This is a genomic window from Streptomyces sp. NRRL F-5650, assembly GCF_000721365.1.
Classification (GTDB): domain Bacteria; phylum Actinomycetota; class Actinomycetes; order Streptomycetales; family Streptomycetaceae; genus Streptomyces; species Streptomyces ardesiacus.
Map to the genome: position 1 here is coordinate 26,158 of NZ_JOGV01000061.1, position 11,632 is coordinate 37,789.

At 71.3% G+C, this 11,632-nt stretch carries 11 protein-coding genes, 2 tRNA genes and 1 pseudogene; 8 read left to right on the forward strand and 6 right to left on the reverse strand.

Annotated features, from left to right (window positions below):
• Positions 1–58: 58 nt before the first annotated feature.
• The 5 genes from IG88_RS0134555 to IG88_RS0134575 form a co-directional block, all read right to left on the reverse strand.
• The gene (locus IG88_RS0134555; protein ID WP_031049875.1) at positions 59–874 is read right to left on the reverse strand and encodes an ABC transporter permease; all 816 of its coding nucleotides are present in this window, start codon (positions 872–874) and stop codon (positions 59–61) included.
• Positions 871–1,887, reverse strand: a complete 1,017-nt coding sequence (locus IG88_RS0134560) for an ABC transporter ATP-binding protein (protein ID WP_031049878.1) — start codon at positions 1,885–1,887, stop codon at positions 871–873. The genes IG88_RS0134555 and IG88_RS0134560 overlap by 4 nt, the downstream gene beginning before the upstream one ends.
• A gap of 146 nt (positions 1,888–2,033) precedes the next feature.
• Positions 2,034–2,106, reverse strand: a tRNA-Gly gene (locus IG88_RS0134565).
• A gap of 81 nt (positions 2,107–2,187) precedes the next feature.
• Positions 2,188–2,259 (reverse strand) — tRNA-Gly (locus IG88_RS0134570).
• Positions 2,260–2,423: 164 nt separating this feature from the next.
• Entirely contained in the window at positions 2,424–2,741 is a 318-nt protein-coding gene (locus IG88_RS0134575; RefSeq protein ID WP_031049881.1) for a histone-like nucleoid-structuring protein Lsr2, read from the reverse strand.
• Positions 2,742–3,091: 350 nt separating this feature from the next.
• Between IG88_RS0134575 and purS the strand changes: the two genes are divergently transcribed.
• The 8 genes and pseudogenes from purS (at position 3,092) to purM (ending at position 11,286) form a co-directional block, all read left to right on the forward strand.
• Complete coding sequence (purS, locus tag IG88_RS0134580) at positions 3,092–3,364, forward strand: phosphoribosylformylglycinamidine synthase subunit PurS (protein ID WP_003974895.1); 273 nt, start codon at positions 3,092–3,094, stop codon at positions 3,362–3,364.
• A complete protein-coding gene (purQ, locus tag IG88_RS0134585; protein ID WP_031049884.1) occupies positions 3,361–4,041 on the forward strand; it encodes a phosphoribosylformylglycinamidine synthase subunit PurQ in 681 nt (226 codons plus the stop codon). The genes purS and purQ overlap by 4 nt, the downstream gene beginning before the upstream one ends.
• The gene (gene purL / locus IG88_RS39455; RefSeq protein WP_037837336.1) at positions 4,038–6,296 is read left to right on the forward strand and encodes a phosphoribosylformylglycinamidine synthase subunit PurL; all 2,259 of its coding nucleotides are present in this window, start codon (positions 4,038–4,040) and stop codon (positions 6,294–6,296) included. The genes purQ and purL overlap by 4 nt, the downstream gene beginning before the upstream one ends.
• 131 nt (positions 6,297–6,427) lie before the next feature.
• Positions 6,428–6,625 (forward strand): annotated as a pseudogene (locus IG88_RS44720) (ArsR family transcriptional regulator); the annotation flags it as partial.
• A gap of 103 nt (positions 6,626–6,728) precedes the next feature.
• On the forward strand, positions 6,729–7,565 hold the full coding sequence (locus tag IG88_RS0134595; protein ID WP_031049887.1) for a M23 family metallopeptidase: 837 nt from the start codon (positions 6,729–6,731) through the stop codon (positions 7,563–7,565).
• Positions 7,566–7,574: 9 nt separating this feature from the next.
• Complete coding sequence (locus IG88_RS0134600) at positions 7,575–8,372, forward strand: maleylpyruvate isomerase family mycothiol-dependent enzyme (RefSeq protein WP_031049889.1); 798 nt, start codon at positions 7,575–7,577, stop codon at positions 8,370–8,372.
• A gap of 269 nt (positions 8,373–8,641) precedes the next feature.
• Positions 8,642–10,168 carry an amidophosphoribosyltransferase gene (purF, locus tag IG88_RS0134605; protein WP_031049891.1) on the forward strand — a complete coding sequence of 509 codons (1,527 nt, stop codon included), beginning with the start codon at positions 8,642–8,644 and terminating at the stop codon, positions 10,166–10,168.
• 50 nt (positions 10,169–10,218) lie between these two features.
• Positions 10,219–11,286: a phosphoribosylformylglycinamidine cyclo-ligase gene (gene purM / locus IG88_RS0134610; RefSeq protein ID WP_031049894.1), complete on the forward strand. Its 1,068-nt coding sequence runs from the start codon at positions 10,219–10,221 to the stop codon at positions 11,284–11,286.
• Between the two features lie 78 nt (positions 11,287–11,364).
• Here the strand turns inward: purM and IG88_RS0134615 are convergent, their stop codons facing one another.
• On the reverse strand, positions 11,365–11,619 hold the full coding sequence (locus tag IG88_RS0134615) for a DUF3073 domain-containing protein (protein WP_030404878.1): 255 nt from the start codon (positions 11,617–11,619) through the stop codon (positions 11,365–11,367).
• Between the last annotated feature and the right edge of the window lie 13 nt (positions 11,620–11,632).

An 11,632-nucleotide genomic window follows, 5' to 3' on the forward strand; every position in this document is an offset into this window, starting at 1 on the left:
CCGATCGCCTCGTACGCCGCACGCCGTACGCCCGGCGCACGTCCCCGCGCCCCGTACGTCAGTGCCGCGGCTCCCACCGGAACCACCGTCGTACAGCAAACACCGCGAGCACGGTCCAGGCCACCGCCGTCACCAGGGCGCCCAGCGTCTCGGCCGTCGACAGGCCGCCGGTCCAGCCGCCGCGCACCAGGGTGATGACGGGGGTCAGCGGCAGCAGCTCGCACACGGAGGCCAGCCGGTCGGGAAGCAGGTCGAGCGGGAGGAACAGGCCCGAACCGAGCATCGAGAGGAAGGTGAACGGCAGCGGCGTGACCTGCGCGCTCTCGCCGGTCTTGGTGAGGCCCGCGGTGGCGGCCGCGAGCGCGGCGCACATCACCAGGCCCAGCAGCAGACCGGCGACGGCCAGGTGCGGGGCCGACGGCGACGGCAGGTCGAGCAGCGCGACGCAGCCGGCCGCGAGCAGCAGCGACTGCACGAGCCCGCTGAGGAGGGCCGGCAGGGCGGACCCGCCGAGGATCTCCACGTCCCGCAGCTCGCCGGTGCGCAGCCGCTTGAGGACGAGTTCCTCGCGCCGGACGACGAAGACGCCGACCAGGGCGGAGTAGACGGCGAACAGCAGGGAGAAGCCGATCGCGGCGGGCAGCACGAGCGTGCCGATGGTCAGCCCGGCCTTGCCGAGGTCCATCTCCTCGGCCCCCGCCCGCACGCTGAACGGCATCACGAACGGGATGAAGAGCGCGGCGAAGACGGTGCCCTTGTTCCGCCCGAGCAGGATCAGCTCGGCGCGGGCCAGCGCGGTCATGCGGCTCATCGGTGTGGTGGTCGAGGTCCCGGCGGCGTGCTCGGCGCGGGCCGGTGTGTCCGTGGCGCTCATGCCGCGTACTCCTGCTTCCTCTGCTTCTTCTGTTTCCTCTGCTTCGTCCCGCCCGTGCCGTTCGGGTCGGGGGCGGGCGTCTGCTCGGACACCTTCTTGGCGATGCTGAGGAAGGCCTCCTCCAGGGACGCCGAGCGCACGTCCAGGCGGCGCAGCTCCACCCCGGCCTGTCCGGCCCACACCAGCAGGCCGGTGGCGGCGCGCTGGAGCTCCCGGGTGCGCAGCCTGACCGTGCGCCCCTCGGACTCGTGGTCGCTGACGCCCAGTTCGCCCAGCGGCGGCAGGTCGCCCACGAAGTAGCCGTCGGGCAGTTCGAAGGAGATGCGGGAGGGCTGCGCGGCGGTCACCTCGGCGGGAGTGCCGGTGGTGGCGATCCGGCCCTCGTGCATGATCGCGAGCCGGTCGGCGAGGTTCTCGGCCTCCTCCAGGTAGTGCGTGGTCAGCAGCACGGTCGTACCGCCGTCGCGGAGCGTGCTCACCAACTCCCAGGTGTCCCGGCGGCCTTCGGCGTCCAGTCCGGTAGTGGGCTCGTCGAGGAAGAGCACCTCCGGGTCGCCGAGCAGGGCGAGTGCCAGGTCCAGGCGGCGCCGCTGGCCCCCGGACAACTGCTTCACGCGGGTGCCGGCCTTCGCATCGAGGCCGACCAGCGCCAGCACCTCGGCCGGCGGCCGGGCGCCGCTCACGCACCCCGCCCACATCCGCGCCGTCTCGGCGACGGTCAGCTCGGAGGGGAAGCCGCCCTCCTGGAGCATGACCCCGGTGCGGGGGCGCACGGCGGCCCGCTCGGTGTACGGGTCGTGCCCGAGGACGCGCACCCGCCCGCCGGCCGGGGCGGCCAGACCCTCCAGCAACTCGACCGTCGAGGTCTTGCCGGCGCCGTTGGTGCCGAGCAGGGCGAAAACCTCGCCGCGGCGCACGGAGAAGTCGACCCCGCGCACGGCCTCGAACCCGCCCCCGTACACACGCCGCAGGTCGGTGACCTCAATCACGTGTTCGTGTCCGTTGGTTTGCATGGCTCAAGCATTCCGGCGCCCGGGTGGGTAGGACAGTGCGGGCCGTCATCACCGGGCATGACAAATGTCAGAGGGCCGGGGTGCGGACCCACCCCAACCGGCGCACGAAAAGACCCCGGTCCAGGAGGACCGGGGTCTGATTCCCGAGCGGACGACGAGGCTCGAACTCGCGACCTCAACCTTGGCAAGGTTGCGCTCTACCAACTGAGCTACGTCCGCATGTGCTCCCGACCAGCTTTCACTGATCGGTGCGAGCACCAGCCTACCTGATCCAAACGGGTCATCGGTACGGCTGTGCAGAGCGGGTGACAGGAATTGCACACTGCGCCTTCCCCCTGGAAGGGGGATGTTCTACTACTGAACTACACCCGCGTGTTCCGTGAGCTGGGCCTTTCGGCCTCGCCCCTCGGCGTGCTCCAGACTTTAGCTGATCACCCGGGGTGCCGCGCAAGTCGGTTGCCGCGAGGGGCCGCTGAGCGCCCGTCGGCCACCCGCGCCGGGCGGCCCGGCCGGCGCGCCCGGTGCCGGCCGCGGGCTCACTGCGCCTCGGCGAAGGCCTCGTACACCCTCTTCGGGATCCGGCCCCGCGCCGGCACGTCCATCCGGTGCGCCTGGGCCCAGGCGCGGACCGCCGCCGGATCGGGGGCGACCTCCGTCTGCCGGTAGGTCCTGCCGGACCGGGAGCGCTTGCGGCCGGCCGAGACGTACGGCTCCAGCGCCTTGCGCAGTTTCCGGGCATTGGCTTCGTTCAGGTCGATCTCGTACGTCCGGCCGTCGACTCCGAAGGCGATCGTCTCCGCCGCTTCCGAGCCGTCGATGTCGTCAAAGAGAGTGACCACGACACGCTGCGCCACGAATATCGGTCCCTTCGTGCGGCATCTCCGCGATGACGTGCCCGAACGTGCCAAGACGCCGCGATGATGCCGACTGTTCGCCTGTAATTGGGCAAAGTATCGGCTAATGACATTTCATTTGTACCGTGCCCGGCATTGCAATGGGAAGACCGACTAAATCTTCCCGCGTGTCCGCCGCACAATGGGTACCCCGCTCCGGATCCGGATCTTTCCCGAAGCTTTTCTCGGCCACCCCCTCCCGATGCCGAATCGTGACTGGGCTCACGTAGATTCCTCCAAGGCTACGCGCGTAGAAATTTTGTGCGGGTAGTCTGAAGGAACCTGCTCAGCACCACACACCGGGAGTGCCAGTGGCACGCGTCGTAGTCGACGTCATGCTCAAGCCGGAGATCCTCGACCCCCAGGGCCAGGCGGTGCAGCGCGCACTGCCGCGGCTGGGTTTCGAGGGGATCTCGGACGTCCGTCAGGGAAAGCGATTCGAACTGGAAGTGGACGGGCCGGTCGACGACGCCGCCCTCGCCCGCATCCATGATCTTGCGGAATCCTTCCTCGCCAACACCGTGATCGAGGACTTCACCGTCAAGGTCGAGTCCGAGGACGTAGTCGCGGGGGCCGCGAAGTGACCGCTCGTATTGGCGTCGTCACTTTCCCCGGCAGTCTCGACGACCGGGACACGCAGCGCGCGATCCGCGTCGCCGGCGCCGAACCCGTCGCTCTCTGGCACAAGGACAAGGACCTCAAGCAGGTCGACGCCGTGGTGCTGTGCGGCGGTTTCTCGTACGGCGATTATCTGCGCGCCGGCGCCATCGCCCGCTTCTCGCCCGTGATGGACACCGTCATCGACCAGGCGAAGGCCGGTCTGCCGGTGCTGGGCATCTGCAACGGCTTCCAGATCCTCACGGAGGCCCACCTGCTGCCGGGCGGCATGCTGGGCAACGACCACCTGCACTTCATCTGCCGCGACCAGAAGCTGCGGGTGGAGAACGCGGACACCGCCTGGACCGGCGACTACACCGCCGGCCAGGAGATCCACATCCCGCTGAAGAACATGGACGGCCGCTACGTCGCCGACCGGCGCACGCTGGACGAGCTGGAGGCCGAGGGGCGGGTGGCCTTCCGCTACCTCGACATGAACCCCAACGGCTCGCTCAACGACATCGCCGGCATCACCAACGCCGCCGGGAATGTCGTCGGCCTCATGCCGCACCCCGAGCACGCCGTCGAGCCGCTGATCGGTACGGGCCGTACCGACGGTCTGCCGTTCTTCACCTCGATCCTCAAGAAGCTGGTCAACGCATGAGCCGGACGCCTCTGGACACGGTCGAGCACGCGGCCGCGACCCCCGACGTCGAGCTGCCCTGGGCCGAGCTGGGCCTGAAGAAGGACGAGTACGAGAGGGTCGTGGAGATCCTCGGCCGCCGCCCCACCGGCGCGGAGCTGGCCATGTACTCCGTGATGTGGTCCGAGCACTGCTCGTACAAGAGCAGCAAGGTGCACCTGCGCCAGTTCGGCGAGAAGGCCCCGCAGTCCGACGCCATGCTCGTCGGCATCGGCGAGAACGCCGGTGTCGTCGACGTCGGCCAGGGCTACGCGGTCACCTTCAAGGTCGAGTCGCACAACCACCCGTCCTACGTGGAGCCCTACCAGGGCGCGGCCACGGGCGTCGGTGGCATCGTGCGCGACATCATCGCGATGGGCGCCCGCCCGGTGGCCGTGGTCGACCCCCTGCGCTTCGGCGCCGCCGACCACCCCGACACCAAGCGCGTCCTGCCCGGCGTCGTCGCCGGCATCGGCGGCTACGGCAACTGCCTGGGCCTGCCCAACATCGGCGGCGAGGTCGTCTTCGACGCCTGCTACCAGGGCAACCCGCTGGTCAACGCCGGCGCCATCGGCGTCATGCGGCACGAGGACATCCACCTCGCCAAGGCGTCCGGCGCGGGCAACAAGGTCATCCTGTACGGCGCCCGCACCGGCGGCGACGGCATCGGCGGCGCGTCGATCCTGGCCTCCGAGACCTTCGACGACGCGAAGCCCTCCAAGCGCCCCGCCGTCCAGGTCGGCGACCCCTTCCAGGAGAAGCTCCTCATCGAGTGCACCCTGGAGGCCTTCGCCGAGAAGCTGGTCGTCGGCATCCAGGACCTGGGAGCGGCGGGCCTGTCCTGCGCGACCAGCGAACTGGCGTCGAACGGCTCCGGCGGCATGCGCGTCACCCTGGACGACGTCCCGCTGCGCGACTCGACGCTCTCGCCCGAGGAGATCCTCATGAGCGAGTCGCAGGAGCGCATGTGCGCGGTCGTGGAGCCGGACAAGGTCGACCGCTTCCTGGAGATCTGCGACAAGTGGGACGTCATCGCCACGGTGATCGGTGAGGTCACCGACGGCGACCGCCTGGAGATCTTCTGGCACGGCGGCAAGATCGTCGACGTCGACCCGCGCACCGTCGCCCACGACGGCCCGGTCTACGAGCGCCCCTACGCCCGCCCGGACTGGCAGGACGCCCTCCAGGCCGACGACGCGAACAAGCTGCCCCGGCCCGCGACGGGCGACGAGCTGAAGGACCAGGTCCTCAAGCTGGTCGGCTCGCCCAACCAGGCGTCCAAGCAGTGGATCACCCAGCAGTACGACCACTTCGTGCAGGGCAACACCGTCCTCGCCCAGCCCGAGGACTCGGGCATGATCCGCGTGGACGAGGAGTCCGGCCTCGGCGTCGCCATCGCCACCGACGGCAACGGCCGCTACGCCAAGCTCGACCCGTACACGGGCGCGCAGCTCGCGCTGGCGGAGGCCTACCGCAACGTGGCCACGACCGGCGCGAAGCCCCTCGCGGTCTCCGACTGCCTGAACTTCGGCTCGCCGGAGGACCCGGCGGTCATGTGGCAGTTCGCGGAGGCCGTGCGCGGCCTGGCCGACGGCTGCCTGCAGCTCGGCACCCCGGTGACCGGCGGCAACGTCTCGCTCTACAACCAGACCGGCGAGGCCGCCATCCACCCCACCCCGGTGGTCGCGGTCCTCGGCGTCATCGACGACGTGGCCCGGCGCACGCCGGTCGCCTTCCAGGAGGACGGCCAGCTCCTGTACCTGCTGGGCGACACGCGTGAGGAGTTCGGCGGCTCGGCCTGGTCCCAGGTGATCCACGACCACCTCGGCGGCCTGCCCCCGAAGGTGGACCTGGAGCGCGAGCGCCTGCTCGGCGAGATCCTGATCTCCGCCTCCCGCGACGGCATGATCGACTCCGCGCACGACCTGTCCGACGGCGGTCTGGTCCAGGCGGTCGTCGAGTCGGCGCTGCTGGGCGGCCGGGGCGCGCGTCTGGTCGTACCGGACGGGCTCGACGCGTTCACCTTCCTGTTCTCGGAGTCGGCGGGCCGCGCGGTCGTCGCCGTCCCGCGCTCGGAGGAGGTCCGCTTCAACGACATGTGCGGCGCCCGCGGCCTGCCCGTCACCCGCATCGGCGTGGTCGACGGCGACGCGGTCGAGGTCCAGGGCGAGTTCACCCTCCCCCTGACGGAGCTGCGCGAGGCCCACGAGGGGACGATCCCGGGGCTGCTCGGGTAGCAGCGGTACGACGTACGTGGAGGGGCCGTCCGGAGCGTTCCGGACGGCCCTTTCGCATGTCCGGCGGAACGCGCTTGCAGGGAATTACGAACTTACGTAATCTCAGAGGTGTGGAGCACCTGGAACAGCGCGTGGCCGACCTCGAACGGCGCCTGGCCGCCCTGGAGGCCGCCGGCCGGCCCGCCCCCGGGTCCCAGGAGGGCGACTTCTGGGCCCTGGCCGGATTGAAGGAGCAGCTCACCGGGATGGGGGCGGCGACCGGAGGCGTCCTGTTCACCGGCGCGGTGCGGCTGCCGACCGGGGAGCGGTACGAGTGGCAGCACGGCGCGTGGCACTGTCGACCGCGCGGAACTGACCGGGGACCGCCGGGACCGACCGGGACCGGCCGGGGACCGCCGGGACCTTCGGGTCCGTCACGAGCAAGGGGGAACGATGTCCGCACGCAAGCTCGCCATGATGACCTTCCGGGGGCTGCAACTCGCCTTCGTCGCCCTGGTGGTCGTCGCCGTCCTCCTCGACCCGGCGCTCCCCTGGTGGTGCGTCTTCCTGCCGCTGGTCCTCGCCCACGTCCTGATCACCGTGGTCAACCGGTGGAACGGCGGCGCCCCGGACGCCCCCGGCAGGGCCCCCGCGCCCGTCGAGGTCGCCCCGCCCGTCACCGGCCGCTGGTCCGCGCTGAACAGCCCCGCCGACCGCACCCCGAGCCACGGTGTCCACGCCTACGGCCAGACCTTCGCCATCGACCTCGTCGCCGAGCCGGAACCCGGCGCCCGACCCGGCTTCCGCCTCCTGTGGCCGCTCGCCCGGCGCCCCCGCGCCTTCCCGGCGTTCGGCGCCCCGCTCCTCGCGGTGGCCGACGGCACGGTCGTACGGGCCGACGACGGCCGGCGCGACCACCTGAGCCGGACCTCGCTGCCCGCGCTGCTGTACCTGATGGCCGTCGAGGGCTCGGTGCGGGAGATGGCCGGCGTCCGGCACATCGTCGGCAACCACCTGGTGCTGGAGCTCGACGACGGCACCCACGCCCTGTACGCCCACGTCCAGCGGGGTTCCTCCACCGTCCGCGAGGGCGAGCGCGTCCGCGCCGGACAGGTGGTCGCCCGGTGCGGGAACTCCGGCAACTCCACCGAGCCGCACGTCCACTTCCAACTGATGGACGGCCCCGACCCGGACACCGCCCGGGGCGTCCCCTTCACCTGGCGCGGCATCGGTGTCCCGCGCAACGGTGAGATCTTCGAGACGCCCGCACCGGCCACCTCGCCCGCATAGGCTCACCGCATGCCCCCGGCCAGAAAGCGCCCCCGCGCCTACGACCCCGCCCGCACCCGCGCCGCCGTCCTCGCCCAGTTCGGGCACGTACGGGCGGCCGTGCGCACCCTCACCCCCGAGCAGCTCGCCCTGCCGACCCGGCTCGGGGAGTGGACCGTGCGGGAACTGGTGGCGCACGTGGGCGCGGTGCTGACCACCGTGGACCGGCTGCTGGACGAACCCGAGCCGGCGCGGCAGGACGGGCGGCTGGCCGACTGGCCGTCCGCCATCGCCGCCGACGCGGACGCCATCGCCGCCACCGCCCGCCGGCTCGCCGCCGAGCACCCCGACCCGGACGCCCGTCTCGCCGAGGCCGAGCGGCGCTTCACCGGGCGGCTCGACGCCCACCCCGGGACCAGGCCGGTCCCGACCGGCGCGGGTGCCCTGCCGCTGGCCGACTACGTCGTCACCCGCACCGTCGAGCTGGTCGTCCACACCGACGACCTGAACGCCGCGGTCCCCGGCCTCGACGTCCCCTTCGACCGGCAGGCCCTGGCCGCCGCGACCCGGCTGCTGGCCGACGCCCTCGCCGTGAAGGCGCCCGGCGGTGCGACGGAGGTGCGGATCCCGCCGTACGCCGTCGTGCAGTGCGTGGAGGGTCCCCGGCACACCCGGGGCACCCCGCCCAACGTCGTCGAGACCGACCCGCTGACCTGGATCCGGCTGGCCACCGGACGGCTGGCCTGGCAGGACGCCCTGGCCGGGGCCCGGGTGAGCGCGAGCGGGGAGCGGGCCGACCTCGGATCACTGCTGCCGCTGCTCCGCTGAGCGAGGCGGACACCGCCGCCGGCGACGGGCGCGTCACCCACGGGGTCCGGTCCCCGACCCGAATGATGTGCGAAGGCTCACTCATGGACGCCGGGAAGCGGCTGCCGGGCCTGTCCGACGGCCCCGCCCCAGCGCCGCTGGGATCATGAAACCCGCGCTCTGACCAGGGACAACGGCACCATGAACCGGATCAACGCCGAACGGTGATCACCTGCTGACCCCTTGTCCCCAATTCGGACCAGTGGTCGACCTCGCCTACACTCGGTGGCGTGCCACGTGGTGACGGTCGACTCAATCACGATCTGCTTCCCGGCGAGAAGGGCCCCCAGGACGCTTGCGGCGTCTTCGGAGTCTGGGCCCCGGGCGAAGAGGTCGCAAAGCTCACGTACTTCGGGCTGTACGCCCTCCAGCATCGGGGCCAGGAATCCGCGGGAATCGCGGTCAGCAACGGCTCCCAGATCCTCGTCTTCAAGGACATGGGCCTGGTGTCCCAGGTCTTCGACGAGACCTCGCTCGGTTCGCTCCAGGGTCACATCGCGGTCGGTCACGCCCGCTACTCGACCACCGGCGCCTCCGTGTGGGAGAACGCCCAGCCGACGTTCCGTGCCACCGCGCAGGGCTCCATCGCGCTCGGGCACAACGGCAACCTCGTCAACACCGCCCAGCTCGCCGGGATGGTCGCCGACCTGCCCAAGCAGGACGGCCGCTCCACCCGCGTCGCGGCGACCAACGACACGGACCTGGTCACCGCGCTGCTCGCGGGCCAGGTCGACGACGACGGCAAGCCGCTGACCGTCGAGGAGGCGGCCGGCAAGGTGCTGCCCCAGGTGCGCGGCGCCTTCTCCCTGGTCTTCATGGACGAGCACACCCTCTACGCCGCCCGCGACCCGCAGGGCATCCGCCCGCTGGTCCTGGGCCGCCTCGAGCGCGGCTGGGTGGTCGCCTCGGAGTCCGCAGCCCTCGACATCTGCGGCGCCAGCTTCGTCCGGGAGATCGAGCCGGGCGAGTTCGTCGCCATCGACGAGAACGGCCTGCGAACGTCGCGATTCGCAGAAGCGAAGCCCAAGGGCTGTGTCTTCGAGTACGTGTACCTGGCCCGCCCGGACACCGACATCGCCGGCCGCAACGTCTACCTCTCGCGCGTCGAGATGGGCCGCAGGCTCGCGAAGGAGGCCCCCGCGGAGGCCGACCTCGTCATAGCGACCCCGGAGTCCGGCACCCCCGCGGCGATCGGGTACGCCGAGGCGTCGGGCATCCCCTTCGGCAACGGCCTGGTGAAGAACGCCTACGTGGGCCGCACCTTCATCCAGCCCTCGCAGACCATCCGCCAGCTCGGCATCCGCCTGAAGCTGAATCCCCTGAAGGAAGTCATCAAGGGCAAGCGGCTGGTCGTCGTCGACGACTCCATCGTCCGCGGCAACACCCAGCGGGCCCTGGTCCGCATGCTGCGCGAGGCCGGCGCCGCCGAGGTCCACATCCGGATCTCGTCGCCGCCCGTGAAGTGGCCCTGCTTCTTCGGCATCGACTTCGCCACCCGCGCCGAGCTCATCGCCAACGGCATGAGCGTCGAGGAGATCGGCACCTCGATGGGCGCCGACTCCCTGGCGTACATCTCCATCGACGGCATGATCGAGGCGACCACCATCGCCAAGCCGAACCTGTGCCGTGCCTGCTTCGACGGCGAGTACCCGATGGAGCTCCCCGACCCCGAGCTGCTCGGCAAGCAGCTCCTGGAGACCGAGCTGGCCGCGGGGCCCGCCGGTACGGCCGCCGCCGACGCCATCCGGCGCCCGTAGCCGTCCGCCGCCCCGCTCCACCGCCGTACGACACGAAGGTTCTCATCGTCATGCCTGACACAACTGGTGCCAGCTACGCAGCCGCCGGCGTCGACATCGAGGCGGGCGACCGCGCCGTCGAGCTCATGAAGGAATGGGTGAAGAAGACGCGCCGCCCCGAGGTCCTCGGCGGCCTCGGCGGCTTCGCCGGCCTCTTCGACGCCTCCGCCCTCAAGAACTACGAGCGCCCGCTGCTCGCCTCCGCCACCGACGGCGTCGGCACCAAGGTCGACATCGCCCGGCAGCTCGGCGTCTACGACACCATCGGCCACGACCTGGTCGCCATGGTCATGGACGACATCGTGGTCTGCGGCGCCGAGCCGCTGTTCATGACCGACTACATCTGTGTCGGCAAGGTCCACCCCGAGCGGGTCGCCGCCATCGTCAAGGGCATCGCCGAGGGCTGCGTGCTGGCGGGGTGCGCCCTGGTCGGCGGCGAGACGGCCGAACACCCCGGCCTGCTGGGCGCGGACGACTTCGACGTCGCGGGCGCCGGTACGGGCGTCGTGGAGGCCGACCGGCTGCTCGGCCCGGACCGCATCCGTACGGGTGACGCGGTGATCGCCATGGCGTCCTCCGGGCTTCACTCGAACGGGTACTCGCTGGTCCGCCACGTCCTGCTGAACGAGGCCGGGCTGGCACTCGACGCCCACCTGGACGGCCTCGGCCGCACCCTCGGCGAGGAGCTGCTGGAGCCGACCAAGATCTACTCCCTGGACTGTCTGGCCCTCATGCGCACCGCCGAGGTCCACGCCTTCAGCCACGTCACCGGCGGCGGACTCGCGGCCAACCTGGCCCGCGTGATCCCCGACGGCCTGCACGCCGTGGTCGACCGCTCCACCTGGACCCCGGGCGCGGTCTTCGACCTCGTCGGCCGGACCGGCAAGGTGGAGCGCCTGGAACTGGAGAAGACCCTCAACATGGGCGTGGGCATGATCGCGATCGTGCCCGAGGAGTCGACGGACGTGGCCCTGGCGACCCTCACCGACCGCGGCGTCGACGCCTGGGTGGCCGGCGAGATCACCGACCGCGGCGAGCACCCGACGGGCGCGGCACTGGTGGGCGACTACGCCGCCTGAGGTGCCGCGGGTGCCGTGGGCAGCACAGAACCCGGTCGGTGACATGCATCACCGACCGGGCTGGTGTTCAGTGCAAGGTCAAGCGCCGCGTCGCTGTTGGGAAGGGGACTGGCCGTCCTCGTCCTCGTCGTCGTCCTCATAGAGGTCGGCGTAACGTGCGTACACGTCGTCGTCCTGCTCATCGTCCTCGAATCGCTCGCCGTTCGGCGGTTGTGCGTTCGACGGCGATGCGCCCAGCTCCTCGGCCAGGCGGGAGAGATCAGTCCCACCGCTGTTGTACTTCAGCTGGCGGGCGACCTTCGTCTGCTTGGCCTTGGCCCGGCCGCGCCCCATGGCTCGACCCCCT